This window comes from Micromonospora chalcea (assembly GCF_002926165.1).
Taxonomy (GTDB): domain Bacteria; phylum Actinomycetota; class Actinomycetes; order Mycobacteriales; family Micromonosporaceae; genus Micromonospora; species Micromonospora chalcea.
Genome location: NZ_MAGP01000132.1, coordinates 16,116 through 33,237 on the forward strand (window position 1 = coordinate 16,116; position 17,122 = coordinate 33,237).

The window sequence follows — 17,122 nt, forward strand, 5'->3', positions numbered from 1 at the left end:
CGGTCCGTGTGGGCCGGTGGCCGGGCGTCGGTCGTTCAGCGGGTACGGCGGCGCGCGGTCATCGGCAGCGCGTCGACGGGCATGGTCATGGCCGGCACGGGCTTCGGCTCGTGGCCGGGCACCGGCTCCAGCCGCCAGCGGGCGGCGAGCCTGGCCAGCGAGACGATCATCTCGGTCCAGGCGAACTGGTCGCCGATGCAGCCGTGCACGCCGGTGGCGAACGGCATGAACGCGCCGCGGGGCAGCGTCCGGGCCCGTTCCGGCAGCCACCGGTCCGGGTCGAAGAGCTCGGGCTCGGGGTAGATGCGCGGGTTGTGGTGCACGGCGTGGAAGCTGTAGAGCACGTCCGAGCCGGCCGGGATCAGGTAGCCGCCCAGCTCGGCGTCGCGGGCGGTGACCCGGTTGTTGAACAGACCCTGGGTGCGCAGCCGCAGCGTCTCGGAGAGCACCTGGCGGGTGTACTCCAGCGCCGGCACGTCGGCGTAGCCGGCGGCCCGTCCGTCGAGCACCCGGTCGACCTCGGCGTGCAGCCGCCGCTGCACCTCGGGGTCCGCGCCGACGTGGTGCAGCGCCCAGCAGAGCGTGTTGGCGATGGTGTTGCTGCCGGCGATGAAGAACGTCATCACCTCGTCGTGGACCTGCTCGTCGCTCATCGCGGGCCGGCCGTCCTCGTCGCGGGCGAAGAGCATCATCGACAGCAGGTCGCCGTGGTCGGTGCCGGCCGCGCGGTACTCGGCGATGACCCGGCGGATGGTCGCCCGCAGGTATTCGGCCGCGGCGTCGTAGTCGCGGTTGGCCTGGGTGGGCAGGCGGGTCAGCACGCCCGTCACGTCGGTGATCCGGCGGAACAGTCCGCCCAGGACGGTGGTGGTCGCGGCCATGAACCGCGCTCGGTCCAGGCTTCGGTCACCGGCGAAGACGACCTCGACGACGTTGGTGAGGGCCAGCTCGTCCATCTCCTTCTCGACCGCGAGGCGCTGGCCGTCGCGCCAGGAGTCGAGCTTGCCGGCGACCGTCCGGCTCATCAGCTCGGTGTAGTGGATGACCTTGTTGCGGTGGAAGGCGGGCTGGATCAGCGCCCGCTGCCGGCGGTGGAACTCGCCCTCGGAGATGCCCAGGCCGTTGCCGAACATGGACCGGAAGCGCTCGGTCATCGGCCCGCCCCGGACGAAGGTGTCGCCGTCGCGCAGCAGCTCCCGCATCAGGGTCGGGTCGTTCACCACGTACGCCGGGCGCTTGCCGAGCGCGATGGTGACGACCGGCTCGCCGGACTGGAGTTCGAGCAGGAACTCGGCGGGTCGTCGTTTCATCTGCAGGCCGTGCCCGAGCACGGGCAGGCGGCCGGGCGCCGACGCGGGTGTGCGCAGGGTGGTGGTCATGGTGCGTTCCCTCGGTGTCGGGCCGCGCGGCTCGCCGCGTCGGCGGAGAGCGGCCGGTCCGTCGTGCGGCGGCGGCCCGGTCGGGATCAGCGGGAGAGCAGCGCGCCGGTGGACGCGGGCCGCCCGGCGGCGTGCCAGACCCGCGACGAGCCGATGGTCTGGCCGTTGGCCAGGTCCTGAAGGGTGATCTGGACCCGCCAGGGGTCGAACTGGAGCACCTCGAAGCCGGCGTCGGCGGGGCCGTCGGGCCAGACCGCGTACGGGTCGAAGCCGCGCTGGGTCGCCTCGGCGGCGACGAGGTCCCAGACGTGGCGTTTGGTGTCGCCCGGCTCCAGCCAGGTGGCGCGGCAGTCGACGAAGACGGCGTCGTGCGCGGGTGTCCAGTAGCTGCACGAGACGTACGGGTTGCGGGCCAGGTGGGCGGTCTTGACCGGGGTGCGGGAGGTGCTGACCCAGCCGGTCGGGCCGGCGTCGCCGACCTCCCAGGAGACGTGCATGATCCGGCTGCGCGGCCGGTCGCGTCCGTCCACAGTGGCGACGGTGCACCAGCCGATCTCGGTGGTGAGCCGCAGGAAGTCGTCACGGAGGTCGGCGAAGTCGCCGACCGGGGTGCTGAACGTGGAAGGCTCCATGCCGAGATGGTAGATCCGCGCGAGCGCAGTTTGCTATATGATTCTCAATTCTTGCGGTGCCCGCTTCGGAGCGTCACCAGGCCCGCAGAATCGTGCGCAGCGCGTCGATCACCCGGGTCTGCGCGCCCTCGTCCAGCGACGGGTACATCGGCAGCGAGAAGATCTCCCCGGCCAGCCGCTCGGTCACCGGCAGTGACCCCTCGGTGTAGCCGAGGTGGGCGAAGCCGCGCATGGTGTGCACCGGCCAGCGGTAGCTGACGTTCAGCTCGATGCCGTGGCGACGCAGCGCCGCCAGGATCTCGTCGCGCCGCGGGTGCCGCACCACGTAGAGGTAGTAGACGTGCTCGTTGCCGGGCGCGGTGACCGGCAGGCCCAGGCCGGTGCCGGCGAGCCCCTCGTCGTAGCGGCGGGCGATCGCGCGGCGGGCGGCGACGTAGCGGTCCAGCCGCCGCAGCTTGCGGCGCAGGATCTCCGCCTGCACCTCGTCCAGGCGGCTGTTGCGGCCGGGCGTCTCCTCGACGTAGTAGCGGTCCTCCATCCCGTAGTACCGCAGCCGGCGCAGGCGCCGCTCCACGTCCGGGTCGGCGGTGATCGTCGCGCCGCCGTCGCCGTACGCGCCGAGCACCTTGGTCGGATAGAAGGAGAAGGCGGCGGCGTCACCGAGCGACCCGGCCACGCGGCCGTGGTGGCGCGCGCCGTGCGCCTGCGCGCAGTCCTCCAGCACCGCGAGGCCGTGCGCGGCGGCGAGCGCCCGCAGCGGCGCCATCTCGACGCACTGCCCGTAGAGGTGCACCGGGAGCAGCACCCGGGTACGCGGCGTGATCACGTCGGCGACCCGGTCGACGCGCATCAGGCAGGTCGCCTCGTCCACGTCGACGAAGACCGGCACCGCGCCCACCGCGTCGATGGCGAGCACGGTCGGCGCGGCCGTGTTGGCGACGGTGACCACCTCGTCGCCGGGGCGTACGCCCAGCGCCCAGAGGGCCAGCGAGATGGCGTCGGTGCCGTTGGCCACCCCGACGCAGTGCGGCACGCCGTGGTAGGCGGCGAACTCCCGCTCGAAGCCGCGCACGCTCTCACCGAGCACCAGCCGGCCGGAGGAGAAGACCTGGTCCACCGCGCCGAGGACGTCCTCCCGCTCGCTCTCGTACTCGGCCAGGTAGTTCCAGACTCCGACGGTCATGGCGGCGGACCTCCCCGGGAGCGTCGTCGCCGCGGCGCCTCACCCCGGCATCACCACCCCGCATCCTAGTCGCCGCCCCATCGGCTAGCTACACGTTCGTCAACCGACGTCGGTACCGGCGGCTCCCGGCCACTGGCCCGAACGGACGGAATCACCCGCGCCGCGACGCCGTCGCCGCGGGCTTGGCACCAACCCTGCGGGGCGCGCGAACAGCCTTTCCCGGCAAGCCCTCGGGACCGAGCTGACCTGCCCCGACATCGGCCACTGTCGACCATCGCGGCACCTCCGGCACTCGATGGAAATTGCGCGCAGTGGATCTCCCTGTAGTCGACTTCCCGTCAATTGACAGTTGCAATTCGGATAGTAGGCTCGCTGCCGCGGGCGCCGCTCCCCGGCACTTCTCCGTCCCCCTCGACCGCGACGCCTGGCATGTTCCGGCCTCAATCCCGCACGTGACCAGGAGGACGTCCATGCCCCGTCCACAACTGCGCGGTCCGCTCCGGCGGGCCGCCCACATCGGAGTGATCGCGCTCGTCGCCGTCAGCAGCGGCCTGGTGCCACCCCCGGCCGCGGCCGGGGCGTCCGTGCGACGGGTCACCTCGACGGTGACCGGCAGCGACGGCCAGCAGTACCGGATCACCAACCACCTCACCCGCACGGCTCAGGCCGCCGAACGTCCGGGCGCGCCCGCCCGCCAGTGGCTGCTGGTCTGGACCGGCGACGCCGCGCCGGGCCCCGACGGCAGGCCCGACCCCGACTTCCTCGCCGTCGTGGACGCCACCCCCGGCTCCCCCGACTACGGCCGGGTGGCGAACACCGTCACCGTCGACTCGGTCTTCGGCAACGAGCCGCACCACATGCAGTACACCTGGCGAAAGGGCGACAAGGTGTACGCGGGCGGCCTGCTCAGCGACACCGTCTACGTCTTCGACGTCAGCCGGCTGCCCCGGGTCTCGCTCAGCGGCGTGACGCTGCCGCACGACACCCCGTGCGGCTCGGTGCCGGACGCGTTCACCGTCCTGCGCGACGGCACCGCGTACGGGTCGTACATGGGCGGGCCCGACGTCGCCGGGCCCTGCACCTACTCCGACGGGCAGACCCGCGTGGGCAACGGCTTCGCCGGCTCCCCCGGCGAGGTGGTCCGGCTCGGCGCCGACGGCCGGGTGCTGGCCGAGATGCCGGCGGCGAAGAAGACCGCCGAGGACCCGGTCTCCTGCCCCAACCAGCCGGCGCTGCCGGTGCCGACCTGCGCCAACCCGCACGGCATCGCGCTGCGCGAGGACCTGAACCGGCTGGTCACCAGCGACTTCGTCGAGGTGCGGCACGTCGTCGCCGGCCTGGTGACCGACCCCAACCTGCAGCGCCGCACGGTCCGCACGTACGACATCAGCGACCGGAACCGGCCCCGCCTGCTCTCCCTGTCCTACCTGCCCGACGGGCCCCGGGTCGACGACGAGTACAGCCGCGAGGGTCTGCTGGCCATGGAGCCCGCGGTGACGCACCAGCCCCGGCACAAGGGAGCGTTCGTGGCCACCGGGATGGGCGCGGTCTACTACACGCCGGACATCACCAAGCGGGAGCTGACCTGGCGGCAGGTGTTCGACGACGCGACCGCCTTCCGCCGGATCTACCCGCGTGACACCCCGACCAGCGCGGCCGACGGCGGCAGCTGGCTCATGGTGAGCCCGGACGACCGCTTCCTGTTCCACACGGTGATGTTCGGCGGCAACAACTCACCGGCCGTCAACGCCGAGTCCGGCATGGTGTACGTGCTGGACATCCGCCGGCTCCTCGCCGCCGGCAGCCGGACCTCGTGCCGGATCGACACGATCGCGGAGACCGTACGCGGCGGCGCCGAGCCGGACTGTCCCGCGCTGGTCAGCGCGCTGCCGATCGTGGACACCACGCTCGGTGGGCCGCACTGGGGCGCGATGGACACGTTCCGGCCGGTGGCGGGCGGGAAGCACTTCCGCCAGACCGACCAGGTCTCCCGGGTGGTCACCTCGAACTACTTCGTGGCGCCCACCGGACTCGACGGTGACGCCCGGATCTGCATGGCGCTGGTCGACCCGGCGGGCCGGCTCACCGAGGACCGCGCGTTCCGCGACGAACACACCGGCCGGCGCTGCGTGAGCTTCGACCGGACGAGCTGGCCGCACGGCGACACCGGCAAGGCGAACCCGCACGGGCTGCTCTTCGCGGTGGCCGACGCGCAACTGCGCTGACCGCAACCGGCGGCGGGCGGCGACGAGCCGCCCGCCGCCGGGCTCACACCGCCGCGGTCAGCCGGGGCACCACCTCGGCCGGGGACGGCAGCGCCGCGATCTCGGCCCGCACCTCGCCGGTCACCCGGCCCAGCTCCGCGTCGGTGAGCAGCCGGCCGATCGCGGCGGCGTCCAGCTCGTCCACCGAGCCCAGCACGTGCGCCAGCCCCCGGGCGCGCAGCAGCTCGCCGGTGACCAGCTCGTCCGGCGAGCCGGGCAGCACCAGCTGGCGGACGCCGAGCGCGGCGCAGGTCAGCGTCGTGCCGTCGCCGCCGTGGTGGATCGCGGCGGCGCAGCCGCGCAGCAACTGGTTCAGCGGCACCCAGCCGGTGGTCCGCACGTTCGGCGGCAGGTCGGGCGGAGCGGCCGACTCCCCGATCGCCAGCACGAACTCGGCGTCCAGCCCGGGCGCGGCGGCGAGCACCCGCGCGATGCCGGCGGCGAACCGGTCCGGCCCGCCGAGCGTGCCGAACGTGACGGCGATCCGGGGCCGCGCGACCGGTTCCCGCACCCAGTCGGGCAGCACCCCGCCGCCGTTGTACGGCACGTAGCGCATGGAGATGTCGGCCGGTCCGCCCTCGACCAGGCTGGGCGGGGCGATGTCGACGGTCCGGATGCCCTCGGGCAGCGTCACCCCGTGCCGGCGCATCGCCACCGCGCCGGGCAGCTCGCGCAGCAGGTCGGGGGTGAACCGGGCCAGCCCGAGGCTGTGCGCCACCGCCGGCACCTTCAGCCGGGCGGCGACGACCGGGCCGACCGCGAAGATCGGGTCGTACACCACAAGGTCCGGCTGGACCCACTCGCCGAGCGCGACGTGGGCGTCGACGAACGGATCCCAGGCCGAGACGATGTACGGCTTGCGTTCCTCCATCTCCGCGATCGGGTCGGCGCCGATCGGCTCGAAGAGGCGCGGCACGTCGCGGATGAACTGCGCCTGCATGTCCGAGGTGGTGCGTCCGGGCACGGCGTCCAGGACCGGCAGCCCGGCCCGGGCGACCGCCAGCGCGTCACCGGCGGTGACGAAGACGACCTCGTGCCCGGCGGCGCGGAACGCCCACCCGAGCGGTACCAGCGGGAACGCGTGGCCGATGGCCGGACCCGGCATGAACAGTACGCGCATGACTCCTGCCCTCCCTGTCGTCGCGGCGGCACGGCCGACGCCGTACCGCCGAGCCGGTGACGCCGGTCGCGCCACCTGTCGATTCCCCGCCGGCGCTACGGCGCCCGCTGACGCGGCGGCCCCGCCGCCGCCGGCTCCCCGTCGCCGGAGTAGCGGCGCAGCTCGTCGTGCCAGAAGTCGGTGACCGCCCGGCGCAGGTCGCGGCGCGGCCGCCAGCCGAGGGCCGCCGCGGCGGGCGTCGGGTCGACGCACGACCACCGGGTCCCGGCCCGCCAGCCGGCCGGGCCGGCACGCTCCACCACTGTCGCCTGCACCCCGCTGACCTGCACCAGGAGCCGGACCAGCGTCCGCACCGGCACCGCCTCGCCGCGGCCGATGTCGAGGACGCGGCCGGTCACCGGGCGCCCGGCGGCGGCCAGCACGGCCTCGGCGGCGTCCCGGACGTCGACGAAGTCACGCCGGGCCTCCAGCGGGGCGAGCGTCACCCGCGCGGCGACGCCGGCCCGCGCGGCCGGCGCCAGCGCGGCGGCGACCCGGCCCAGCAGGCTGGTCGCGGGCAGCCCCGGGCCGAGCGCGTTCACCAGCCGCAGCACCACCGCGTCGACCTCACCGGCGTCGGCTGCCGCCAGTACGGCCCGGGTCGCGGCCAGTTTCGCCCGGCCGTACGCGGTGTCCGGCGCGGGCGTACGGCGCGGATCGGCCGGCGCGACCGGCTGCCCGTACTCCAGCACCGAGCCGAGATGGACCAGCCGGGGGCGGCAGGCGGCGCGGCGCAGCGCGTCGAGCAGCAGCGCGCTGAGCCGGGTGCAGCGCTCCGCCATCCGGCCGGGGCCCAGTCCCCAGCTGCTGCCGGTGGAGTCGACCACGGCGACCGGGTCCTCGGCGTCCAGCAGCCGCGCCAGCGTCCCCGGACCGGTGCCGCCGAGGTCGAGCGCGGTGAACCGGTGCCGGTGGCCGGCCGGGGCGCGGCGGGCCACCGTGAGCACGTCGTGGCCGGCGGCGGCGAAGGCGTCCGCGACATGGGCGCCGACGAACCCGGTGCCGCCGAGCACGACCACGCGTGGCCGGTCGCCGGTCACCGCGCACCTGCGGGCCGGGCGATCCACAGGCCCCACCGGAACGGCGGCGCCGTGACGTGCGCGGCGGCGAGCCCGGCCCGGGCGAACGCGGCGGCGAAGTGCTGCGGCCGGAACAGCGTCAGATCGGTCGTCGCGGTGTCGTGCCGGATACCGGCCTCCGGGTCGGCGTACGCCTGGTGCACTGTCATCCGGATCCGGTCGCGCGCGTCGTCGAGCCACGTCGAGTGGGACAGCCGGACCACCACCCGGTCCTGCTCCTGCACCATGTCGCGGGCCACGTAGCCGGGGACGAACGTCTCCGGCGTGTACCAGGGCTCGACCGCCAGCACGCCGCCCGGCGTCAGGTGGGCGGCCAGCCGCGCGACGGTCCGGTCCAGTTCGGCGGCGCCGCGCAGGTGCGGCACCGCGAAGAGGCAGACCACCACGTCGAAGGTGTCGGCCAGGTCCAGGTCGCGCATGTCGCCCTCGTGCAGGGCCACGTCCGGCACCCGGGCGCCGGCTCGGGCCAGCATCTCCGCGGACAGGTCCACGCCGGTCACCGGGGCGAAGTGGGTCCGCAGGTGCTCCAGGTGCAGCCCGGTGCCGCAGGCCACGTCGAGCAGCGAGGCGGCGGCCGGGTTCCGGCGCCGGACCGTCCGGGCGAGCGTGGCGGCCTCGGCGATGTGGTCGCGGCCCCGGTGCCGCATCACCAGGTCGTAGATCTCCGGGTATCCGGCGCGGTAGAAGCCGCGCGCCACCGATGCCGTCACCGTACGCGCACGGTGGGCACGTAGTGGATCCACCGGCCGCCGGCGGCCCGGAAGCCGGTCTCCTTCGCCATGATCTCCTCGGCGTGGTTCCAGGCGAAGAGCACCGCGTAGTCCGGGTAGGGGTCGGCGAATGCCTCGGGCGGGCGGACCGGGATGTGCGCGCCCGGGGTCAGCCGGCCCTGCTTGGCCGGGGTGGTGTCGCAGACGTACGAGATCAGCTCCGGCCCGAGCCCGCAGTAGTTGGTGACGGTGGCGCTCTTCGCGGTGGCCCCGTAGGCCGCGACGGTGCGGCCCTCCTCCCTCAGCGAGCGCAGCAGCGCGACCACCTCGGACCGGGTACGCGCGACGGCAGCGGCGAACCGGCGCAGCGCCGCCTCCCCGGTCACTCCCTGCTCCCGTTCCTGGCGCAGCAGGTCGGCGACGGCCGGGGACGGGCTACGCGCCCCGGCGCGGGCGAGCGTGTAGCGCACCTCGCCGCCGTGCACCGGGAGCCGCCGCACGTCCACGAGCTCCAGCCCGAAGCGGGCCGCGGCGGCCCGTACCGAGTGGGCGGTGAAGTAGTAGAAGTGCTCGTCGTAGATCTGGTCGAAGGCGGTCCGGGCGAGGATGTCGCCGAGGTACGGATCCTCGAAGACGAGGACGCCGCCGGGGGCGAGCAGCAGCCGCGCGCCGCGCAGCACCGAGTCCAGGTAGGGCAGGTGGCAGATCGTGTTGGCGGCGTAGATGACGTCGGCCGGCCCGTCGGTGGCGAGCACGTCGGCGGCGGTCTCCTCCTCGAAGAAGTCGGTACGCACCCGTACGCCCTGCCCACGGGCCAGCTCGGCCACCCCGGCGGACGGCTCGAAGCCGAGGTGGCGTACGCCGGCCGCGGCCACGGTCCGCAGCATCACCCCGTCGTTGCAGCCCAGCTCGACGCAGAACGCGCCGGGCCGGGTCAGCTCGGTGGCGAGCAGTTCCCGGCCGGTGCCGGTGAAGTGCGCGCGCATCACCGACGACAGCGACGAGCGGTACGGGTAGTCGTGGTGGAACATCCGCTCGCGCGGCACCTCCTCGACGAGCTGGACCATCGTGCAGTCGGCGCACCGGCCCACCGCGAGGCGGTAGAAGAACTCGCCGTCGAGGTCGGCCGGGCGGGGGAACGCGTCGGAGAGGGGCTGGCGGCCGAGGTCGAGCATCTCGGTCACCGGGCCGCCGCAGATCCGGCAGCCGGTGACGGCGGGGGCGGTCATCTGCCTGCTCCTTCCGGTCACCGGTGCCGGGCGGGTCAGCGCGGCTTGTGGGCGGCGATGACGACGCAGCCGACCTTGGTGCGCAGGACGTCGAGCACGGCCGGCATCTCGGCGAGGAAGGCGTCGATCTTCTCGGCGCCGTGCGCGGCGGCGAGCGTGTCGCGCCGCTGCTGCACCCGCTCGTGGTAGGCGGGGAACGAACGGCTGATCTTGTCGCCGCAGCTCAGGAACTCGTCCACCACGACGCCGGCGTCGCGGACCAGGTCGAACGCGGCCATCGGCGGGCCGGGCGGGGCGAGGGTGAAGTCGGTGAGGATCTGCCGGTCCCGCTCGGTGAGCGGGGCGTCCTCGGCGAGGTCGGTGAGCACGAGCCGGCCGCCGGGCTTGAGTACGCGGCGGATCTCGGCGAGCCACTGCCGGCGGTCCTGCGCGTGCACCAGGGACTCGAAGGCGAGCACCTTGTCGAAGGAGGCGTCGGGGTAGCTCAGCGCGGCGGCGTCGCCGAGCTCGAAGCGGACCTGGCCACGCAGCCCGGACTCGTTGACCCGTTCCCGGGCCCGCTTGAGGTGCTCGGCGCTGTTGGTGATGCCGGTGATGTCGGCGTCGCTGCGCTGGCCGAGCCGGATGGCCGGCTCGCCGGCGCCGCAGCCGACGTCCAGCAGCCGATCGCCGGGGCGCAGGCCGAGGCGGTCGCCGACGATGTCGGTGAACCGGTTGATGGCCTCCAGGAAGGGCGTGCGGTCGTCGTCGTCCTCCCACCATCCGAAGTGGATGTTTCCGCCGAGCACCTCGACGGCCCAGGCGCCGTCGTCGTAGATCTCCGCTACCTCGTCGATTTCGGTCAGCTCGCGTGTGGACACGTCCGCTCCTCCACTCTCGGCGGCAAGTTGCTGCTTGAGAATGTTATAGCTATCGACCGACGGGTGTCCATGCGACGATCACGTGGTGGCGGAACGCGCGCGACGCGCGGATCAAGAGGCGTGACCGGAGCGAAACGTCCTGCTACTATATGTTTGTGAACACAATGTCGCGTACGGCTGGGTTGTCCGCACAGCAGACCGACACTCCCGCCATCGAGATCACACGATTGCGCAAATCCTACGGCGAGGTGCGCGCGCTCGACGGGATCGATCTGCGCGTGTCGGCCGGAAGCGTGTTCGGCGTGCTCGGCCCCAACGGCGCCGGGAAGACGACGATCGTCCGCACCCTCGCCACGCTCGTCCCGCCCGACAGCGGCGAGGTCCGCGTGCTCGGCCACGACGTGGTGCGCGAGGCCGGGGCGATCCGCGACCGGATCGGGCTGACCGGGCAATACTCGTCGGTCGACGAGGAACTGTCCGGCCGGGACAATCTCGTCCTGCTCTCCCGGCTACGCGGCTTCTCCTGGAGCGCGGCCCGCCGCCGCGCCGAGGAGCTGCTCGCCACGTTCGGCCTGGAAGAGGCCGCCGCCCGGCTGGTGCGGACCTACTCCGGCGGCATGCGCCGTCGGCTCGACATCGCCAGCAGCATGATCGTGACACCCGACCTGATGTTCCTCGACGAGCCGACCACCGGGCTGGACCCGCACAGCCGCAACCAGGTGTGGGAACTCGTCCGGGGCATGGTCGGCGAGGGCGCCACCGTCCTGCTCACCACGCAGTATCTCGACGAGGCCGACCAGCTCGCCGACCGGATCGCGGTCGTCGACCACGGCCGGGTCATCGCCGAGGGCACGCCGGTGGAGCTGAAGCGGTCGATCGGTGCGAGCGTGCTGCGGGTGCGGTTGCGCGACGCCGGGCAGCGGGAGACGGCCGAGCGGATGCTGGCGGAGGCGCTGGGCACGGCGGTGCACGCCGGCGCCGACCGGATGGAGCTGACCGCGCAGGTCGCGGCCGAGGAGGAGGCCACCCGGGCGCTGGCCGCCCTCACCGGGGCCGGCGTCGGCCTGGCCGAGTACGCCTTCGGCCACGCCACCCTGGACCAGGTGTTCCTCGCCCTCACCGGGCACCGGGCGGACGGCTCGCGGACCGAGACCGAGGAGGCGGCGTGAGCAGCATGGTGGAGACCGGCACCGGCCGTGGCGCCTCGGCGCCGTCCGCGGCGCGGCCGGCACGTCCCGGCGCGCTGTCGTCCACGCTGACCTTCGCGTGGCGGGCGGTGCAGAAGGTACGCCGCGACCCGACGCAGATCCTCGAGGCGCTCGGCGTGCCGGTCATGTTCACGCTCGTCTTCGGCTTCCTGTTCGGCGGCGCGCTGGCCGGTTCGACGTCGAGCTACATGCAGTTCTACATCCCGGGCATCGTGGTGTTCACCGGGATCATGATCAGCATGCGGATCGGCGCGGTGGTCAACCTGGACAACTCCCGGGAGGTGACCGACCGCTTCCGCGCGCTGGCCATCTGGCGGCCCGCCGCGATCGTCGGCACCCTGCTCGGCAACAACGTGCTCTACGTCGTCGGCTGCGCGGTCGCCGTGGCGGTCGGGCTCGCGGTCGGCTTCCGGCCCGACGGTGGCGTGCTCGGCGTCCTCGCCACGATCCTGATCACCCTGGTCTTCGTCTTCTCCTTCTCCTGGGTGTACGTGGTCTTCGGGCTCGCCCTGAAGTCACCGACCGCCGCCCTGAGCGCCTGCCAGGCGATCGTCTTCCCGGTGTCGTTCGTCAGCAACTTCTTCGTGCCGCAGGAGACGCTTCCCGGCTGGCTGCAGGCCGTGGTCGGCCTGAACCCGTTCGCGTTGACGGTCACCGCCGCGCGCGGCCTGGCCCATGGCACGGCGACCGCCGGTGAGGTAGGCGCGGCGCTGGTCGGCTGCGCGGCGCTGGTGGCCGTCTTCGCCCCGCTCTCCATGTTCCTGTACCGCCGGCGGGCCTGACCCCGCCACCGTTTGTACGCAGTGCCGATAACACGAGAAGGGAACACGGCTACCCCGTGGACAGCGACCGTTTGACTCAACCGCCTGCCGTCACCGCGCAGATGCTCATCCGCAGGCCCGCCGCCGAGGTCTTCGAGGCGTTCGCGGACCCGGCGGTGACCACGAAGTTCTGGTTCACCAAGAGCAGCGGCCGGCTCGAACCCGGCGCCACCGTCACCTGGGACTGGGAGATGTACGGCGTCTCCACCGTCGTCACGGTCAAGGACGTCGAGAAGAACAGCCGCATCCTGGCCGAGTGGGACCCGGAGTCCCCCACCCAGCTCGAGTGGCGGTTCCTGCCGGGCGAGGGTGACACGACGCTGGTCCGGGTCACCGAGACCGGCTTCGCCGGCAGCGCCGACCAGGCCGTGGCGAAGGCGATCGACTCAATGGGCGGGTTCACCATGGTGCTCTGCGCCTGCAAGGCGCTGCTGGAGCAGGGTGTGCTGCTCAACGCGGTCGGCGACGCCCACCCGACCGGCTTCGGCGACTGACCGCCGTCGCGGCGGGCGGACCGGGCGTGACCCGGTCCGCCCGCTCAGCCGGCGTCCAGCAGCCCGCGCAGGCAGGCGATCAGGCTGCGGGCCGAGACGTTCACGTAGTTGCTGTGCCGCAGCAGTTCCGAGAGCTGGTGCAGCGTCACCCAGCGGTACTGGTCGCTCTCCAGGTCGACGTCGTCGGTCTCCACCACCAGATAGCTGCTACGGGCCCGGTAGAGCCGTCCGCCCTCCTCGGAGAGGAGCGCGCGGAACCGGACCCGCTCCGGCGGCGCGCCGAGCACCTGGTCCAGGAAGGGCGGACGCGCGGCGGCGGGCAGGTAGTCGAGCGTGGCGGGCGTGCACTGGACCGTCGGCGCCAGTTCCACCACGTCGACGAAGCCCGGTTCGACCCGGGCGTGCGCCAGCACGTGCAGCACACCGTCGAGACGGGTGGCCAGGAACGCCACCACCCCCTGGCCGCAGGGCCGCAGCATCGGCTGCGACCAGCTCGCCACCTCGCGCCCCTCGGCGTCCACGTCCACGCCGATGACCTCGAAGAACAGCCCACTGTCGTGTCGCAGGGAGACCTCGCCGAGATGCCACGCCGCCTGTCCGCGCAGCGCCGTCCGGTCGGCGTCCACCTCGGTCCGGCTGCGGACGTCGGTGATCCAGTGCAGCAGCTCGCCGGTGTGGTGCCGGCTGCCCGGCCCGGGCCGGCAGGAGCGGCGCAGCGCGGCCGTGAAGGCGTCCCCGGCCGGGCCGGCCGCCCGGGCCGTCAGCTCCGCCGGCAGGCACGAGAGCACGGTACGGATGTCCATGTTGACCAGGTCGTCGTGGCGCAGGAGCCGGTGCAGCTGGGCGAGGCTGAGCCAGCGGAACCCGGGCGGCGGCACGATGTCCTCGTCGGTGAGGACCACCATGTTGCGGTTGCGTTTGCGCAGGAACCAGGACCCGTGCTCGGACTGGCGGACGTCCACGAGCACCCGGCGCGGGTCCGGGTCGCGGAAGTGGTGCAGGAACGGCACCGGGCGGCCGCCGTGGACGCCGGTCCAGTTGCTCCGGGTGGCCTGGACGGTGGGCGCGAGCTGGTGGCCGTCCTGGTTGCCGGGCTCCGCCTTGGCCTGCACCAGCACCCGCAGCGTGTCGCCGTCGCGGCGGGCGAGCAGCCCGAGGATGCCCACCTCCGGCTGGTGCAGCACCGGCTGGTCCCAGCGGGGCACGGCCGCGCCCGGCACCTCGACGGAGAGCCCTTCCACCCGGAAGAACCGGCCGCTGCGGTGGGCCAGGACTCCGGTGTCGGCGTCCTGGCGCCAGCCGCGCAGGCCGGCCAGGGGCACGACGTCCACACGCATCGGGGCCTGGCGGCGCCAGTCGGCGAGCCACTCGTGGATGTCGGCGTCGGGGTCGGCGGTGGCGAACCGGCCGTGCTGCGGCAGCCCTGGTGGCGCGGTCGTCTCCGTCACGCGCGTACCCCCTTTGTCGACACCTACCCGTTGATCACTTCTATATCCTATAGCGGACGGCCGGCGTTAGCGCGGGTCGAGGAAGGACGAGAGGATGACTGAGGACGCGAGCGCGCCGGCGCTGCCGATGTGGCCGGACGGCGCCGACGCCGGATACGTGGCCGCGCGGCTGCGCCTCGCCGAGGCCGAACGCCGCCTGTGTGACCAGATCGAACAGGTCGCCGCCGCCCGGCGGGAGCTGCCGCTCGGCGCGCCGGTGGCCGACGTCGCGCTCACCGAGGGACCGGCCGACCTGACCGCGCCCGGCCCGTTGCGCCCCGTCCGGCTGTCCGCGCTCTTCGGCGCGCACCGCACGCTCCTCGTCTACCACCTGATGTTCCACCCGGACGCCGACGCCGCCTGCCCGATGTGCTCGATGTGGGTGGACGGGTTCCACGGCGTCGCCCACCACCTCCAGCAGCACACCGCGTTCGTGGTGGTCGGCAAGGCCCCGGCGGAGAAGCTGCGCGCCTGGGGCGCCCGGCGCGGCTGGGCCGGCCTGCGGCTGCTCTCCAGCCACGGCACCGACTTCAACGCCGACCTGCGCGCCGAGCACCCGAACGGCGACCAGCGCCCGATGGTCAGCGTGCTGGTCCGCGACGGCGACGGCGTCCGGCACTTCTACAGCCAGCCGGCCAACTTCGTCGACGGCACCGAGCGCGGCATCGACCTGCTCTCCCCGGTGTGGAACGTGCTCGACCTGCTGCCGCGGGGCCGCGGCGACTGGTACGCCGCCAACACGTATCCCCCGGTTGCCGACCCGGCCGATCGACCCGTGTGACAGCCGAGGAGACACGAGTGCCCGACCGCACCGCGACACCGCGTACCGCCGACGGTCGCCGGGGCGTACCCCGATCGGCCGGACGGCTCACCGGCGCGGCCCTCGCCGCAGTGGCGGCCACGCTGCTGGCGGCGGGGCCGGCCCACGCCGCGGACGGCGGCGGCGTCGCGCCGGCCGCCACCGGGTTCGCCGCGCTGCTCGCCCTCGCCGCGACGGCCACCACGGCCGGGCTTGTGCTGCTGCGACCGCTCGCCGCCCCGGCGCCCCGCCGCCTCACCGCCACGGCGGTGACCGCCGCCGTCGCGCACCTGCTCACCCTCGGCCTGGGCGGGGACGCCCCCGCCGCCGGAACGCTCGTGCTCGCGGCGGCCTGCCTCGCCCTGCCCGGGTGCGCCGGGCGGCGCGCGGTCGGCGTACCCCTGGCTCTGCTCGTGTCCGCCGGGGCCGGCCTGCTGGCGCTGCCCACCGCGACAGTCGCGGAGGCGACGGCCGCCGCCGGGCACGGGCTCGCCGCCGCGGTGCTGCTGGGCGGCGTCGCCACAGTGCTCGGCGCGGACTCGGCCCGGCGGCGCGTCGCCCACCGGGCGGCGCCCTGGATGCTCGCCGCCGTCACCGCCGAGGCGGCGGCCGGCGCGGTGCGGCTCGGTACCGACCACGCCGCCCTCGGCCCGGAAGGCCCCGGATGGGCCGGCCCGGCACGCTGGGTCTGCCTTGCGGTCGCCGTGGCCGGAGCCGTGGGCCTGGGCGCCGGCCTGCGACGCCGACGGCAGCCGGACCGGGCGTTGCTGCGGGGACAGGCGGTCGTGCTGCCCGCGGTCGTCATCGTCGCCGCCACCGCGACCGCCGTGGCGCTGCCCGCGCCGCCCGGCCGCCCCGGCGCGCCGCTGCTGGTCGCAGTGGACAACGGCGGCCGGGGCCTCCCGCTGGTGGTGGCACCGCAGCGGCCCGGCTGGAACCTCGTGCACGTCGGCGCGGAGGGAGTCTCGGTCGGGACGCGGGCGGACCGCCTCTCCCCCGCCGTCCGGCTGCCCGGTGCCACCAACGGCTGGGCCCTCGTACACCTTCCGCCCGGCCCGAGCCGGCTGCACGTCGCGTACGGCGGACGCCAGGCCGTGATTCGGCTGGACGCCGGGGCGGCCGACGCGCCCGGTCCCGACCTGCGCGGTCCGGACGGGCCGGAGTGCGTCAGCGCGGCCCTCGGCGTGCTCCTGCGGGACGACCCGCAGCCGCTGTCGCGCTGCCCCGCGGACGCCCTCACCTCCGGTGACCGCGAGGACCTCGACGCCACAGTCGCCTTCCTCGCGCCCCGGGCCGAGGGCGCCCTCGGCGTCGTGGGCGACTCCTCGGCCCGCTCCGTCGCGGCGGTCGCCGCCGTCACCGACGCCGCGCGCCGCGCCGGACTGCGTGTCGTACCCCCGGGGTCCGGACGGCATCCGACGCTCGTGGTCACCGGCTGGGCCGGGGCGGAGGCGGCGCTGCGCGACGCCGCGCGGGGGCCGGGCGCGGCGGCCGGCACCTATCTGGCGCCCTGGCTGCTCACCGCCGCGGTGCTGCGCCCCGCGACCGGGCAGATGCTCGCGCTCCGGTTCGACCCGCGCGCGGAGCCGGTGTCCCGGTACGTCGCGGAGCTGGCCCGCCGTTTCCCCGGCGAACCCGCCACCGTCTCCGGCTACCTGGCCTGGCAGGGCGGCGCGCCCGCCGGGCCGGCCCGGATGTACGCGGCGGCCGCGGTCTCGCTGCCCGGCCCGGTGGCGCACGGTGGGCACGGCCGGTCCGGCTTCCTGCCCGGCGGCACGGTCACCGCGGTGACCGGCCCGCTCGGCTGAGCCGCGACCG

Annotated in this window: 15 protein-coding genes; 6 read left to right on the forward strand and 9 right to left on the reverse strand. The window is 74.4% G+C overall.

Annotated features, from left to right (window positions below):
- Positions 1–35: 35 nt before the first annotated feature.
- The 3 genes from BAW75_RS21510 to BAW75_RS21520 form a co-directional block, all read right to left on the reverse strand.
- Positions 36–1,379 carry a cytochrome P450 gene (locus tag BAW75_RS21510; RefSeq protein WP_104114696.1) on the reverse strand — a complete coding sequence of 448 codons (1,344 nt, stop codon included), beginning with the start codon at positions 1,377–1,379 and terminating at the stop codon, positions 36–38.
- A gap of 86 nt (positions 1,380–1,465) precedes the next feature.
- Positions 1,466–2,011, reverse strand: a complete 546-nt coding sequence (locus BAW75_RS21515; RefSeq protein WP_030503323.1) for a pyridoxamine 5'-phosphate oxidase family protein — start codon at positions 2,009–2,011, stop codon at positions 1,466–1,468.
- 73 nt (positions 2,012–2,084) lie between these two features.
- Complete coding sequence (locus BAW75_RS21520; protein WP_104114697.1) at positions 2,085–3,194, reverse strand: DegT/DnrJ/EryC1/StrS family aminotransferase; 1,110 nt, start codon at positions 3,192–3,194, stop codon at positions 2,085–2,087.
- Positions 3,195–3,664: 470 nt separating this feature from the next.
- On the opposite strand from BAW75_RS21520, the gene BAW75_RS21525 reads away from it, so the two are divergent.
- Complete coding sequence (locus BAW75_RS21525; protein WP_208635287.1) at positions 3,665–5,419, forward strand: hypothetical protein; 1,755 nt, start codon at positions 3,665–3,667, stop codon at positions 5,417–5,419.
- Between the two features lie 43 nt (positions 5,420–5,462).
- On the opposite strand, the gene BAW75_RS21530 is transcribed toward BAW75_RS21525, so the two are convergent.
- The 5 genes from BAW75_RS21530 to BAW75_RS21550 all read right to left on the reverse strand — a co-directional run bounded on the left by BAW75_RS21530 (position 5,463) and on the right by BAW75_RS21550 (position 10,495).
- Positions 5,463–6,578, reverse strand: coding sequence for a nucleotide disphospho-sugar-binding domain-containing protein (locus BAW75_RS21530; RefSeq protein WP_104114698.1), 1,116 nt, complete (start codon positions 6,576–6,578; stop codon positions 5,463–5,465).
- Between the two features lie 95 nt (positions 6,579–6,673).
- Positions 6,674–7,657 carry an NAD-dependent epimerase/dehydratase family protein gene (locus BAW75_RS21535; RefSeq protein ID WP_104114699.1) on the reverse strand — a complete coding sequence of 328 codons (984 nt, stop codon included), beginning with the start codon at positions 7,655–7,657 and terminating at the stop codon, positions 6,674–6,676.
- The gene (locus tag BAW75_RS21540) at positions 7,654–8,406 is read right to left on the reverse strand and encodes a class I SAM-dependent methyltransferase (RefSeq protein WP_233514704.1); all 753 of its coding nucleotides are present in this window, start codon (positions 8,404–8,406) and stop codon (positions 7,654–7,656) included. Before BAW75_RS21540 ends, BAW75_RS21535 begins: the two co-directional genes overlap by 4 nt.
- The gene (locus tag BAW75_RS21545) at positions 8,403–9,635 is read right to left on the reverse strand and encodes a class I SAM-dependent methyltransferase (RefSeq protein ID WP_104114700.1); all 1,233 of its coding nucleotides are present in this window, start codon (positions 9,633–9,635) and stop codon (positions 8,403–8,405) included. Before BAW75_RS21545 ends, BAW75_RS21540 begins: the two co-directional genes overlap by 4 nt.
- A gap of 35 nt (positions 9,636–9,670) precedes the next feature.
- Positions 9,671–10,495 (reverse strand): SAM-dependent methyltransferase, encoded by an 825-nt coding sequence (locus BAW75_RS21550; protein WP_104114701.1) that lies wholly within the window; start codon positions 10,493–10,495, stop codon positions 9,671–9,673.
- Between the two features lie 164 nt (positions 10,496–10,659).
- Between BAW75_RS21550 and BAW75_RS21555 the strand changes: the two genes are divergently transcribed.
- From BAW75_RS21555 to BAW75_RS21565, 3 genes are all read left to right on the forward strand, one after another.
- Positions 10,660–11,664: an ATP-binding cassette domain-containing protein gene (locus BAW75_RS21555; RefSeq protein WP_051611109.1), complete on the forward strand. Its 1,005-nt coding sequence runs from the start codon at positions 10,660–10,662 to the stop codon at positions 11,662–11,664.
- A gap of 5 nt (positions 11,665–11,669) precedes the next feature.
- Positions 11,670–12,485: an ABC transporter permease gene (locus tag BAW75_RS21560; protein ID WP_205798118.1), complete on the forward strand. Its 816-nt coding sequence runs from the start codon at positions 11,670–11,672 to the stop codon at positions 12,483–12,485.
- A gap of 101 nt (positions 12,486–12,586) precedes the next feature.
- Positions 12,587–13,018 (forward strand): SRPBCC family protein, encoded by a 432-nt coding sequence (locus BAW75_RS21565; RefSeq protein WP_176722772.1) that lies wholly within the window; start codon positions 12,587–12,589, stop codon positions 13,016–13,018.
- 44 nt (positions 13,019–13,062) lie between these two features.
- On the opposite strand, the gene BAW75_RS21570 is transcribed toward BAW75_RS21565, so the two are convergent.
- Positions 13,063–14,466: an NDP-hexose 2,3-dehydratase family protein gene (locus tag BAW75_RS21570; RefSeq protein WP_064447364.1), complete on the reverse strand. Its 1,404-nt coding sequence runs from the start codon at positions 14,464–14,466 to the stop codon at positions 13,063–13,065.
- Positions 14,467–14,560: 94 nt separating this feature from the next.
- On the opposite strand from BAW75_RS21570, the gene BAW75_RS21575 reads away from it, so the two are divergent.
- Entirely contained in the window at positions 14,561–15,286 is a 726-nt protein-coding gene (locus tag BAW75_RS21575) for a DUF899 family protein (protein WP_051611111.1), read from the forward strand.
- Positions 15,287–15,303: 17 nt separating this feature from the next.
- A complete protein-coding gene (locus tag BAW75_RS21580; RefSeq protein ID WP_064447362.1) occupies positions 15,304–17,112 on the forward strand; it encodes a hypothetical protein in 1,809 nt (602 codons plus the stop codon).
- The last annotated feature ends 10 nt before the right edge of the window (positions 17,113–17,122 follow it).

Bases quoted from the DNA above. Each gene is read 5' to 3' on its own strand.
- BAW75_RS21510 (WP_104114696.1), bottom strand. From the start codon at position 1,379: ATGACCACCACCCTGCGCACACCCGCGTCGGCGCCCGGCCGCCTGCCC.
- BAW75_RS21515 (WP_030503323.1), bottom strand. From the start codon at position 2,011: ATGGAGCCTTCCACGTTCAGCACCCCGGTCGGCGACTTCGCCGACCTC.
- BAW75_RS21520 (WP_104114697.1), bottom strand. From the start codon at position 3,194: ATGACCGTCGGAGTCTGGAACTACCTGGCCGAGTACGAGAGCGAGCGG.
- BAW75_RS21525 (WP_208635287.1), top strand. From the start codon at position 3,665: ATGCCCCGTCCACAACTGCGCGGTCCGCTCCGGCGGGCCGCCCACATC.
- BAW75_RS21530 (WP_104114698.1), bottom strand. From the start codon at position 6,578: ATGCGCGTACTGTTCATGCCGGGTCCGGCCATCGGCCACGCGTTCCCG.
- BAW75_RS21545 (WP_104114700.1), bottom strand. From the start codon at position 9,635: ATGACCGCCCCCGCCGTCACCGGCTGCCGGATCTGCGGCGGCCCGGTG.
- BAW75_RS21555 (WP_051611109.1), top strand. From the start codon at position 10,660: ATGTCGCGTACGGCTGGGTTGTCCGCACAGCAGACCGACACTCCCGCC.
- BAW75_RS21560 (WP_205798118.1), top strand. From the start codon at position 11,670: ATGGTGGAGACCGGCACCGGCCGTGGCGCCTCGGCGCCGTCCGCGGCG.
- BAW75_RS21565 (WP_176722772.1), top strand. From the start codon at position 12,587: ATGCTCATCCGCAGGCCCGCCGCCGAGGTCTTCGAGGCGTTCGCGGAC.
- BAW75_RS21575 (WP_051611111.1), top strand. From the start codon at position 14,561: ATGACTGAGGACGCGAGCGCGCCGGCGCTGCCGATGTGGCCGGACGGC.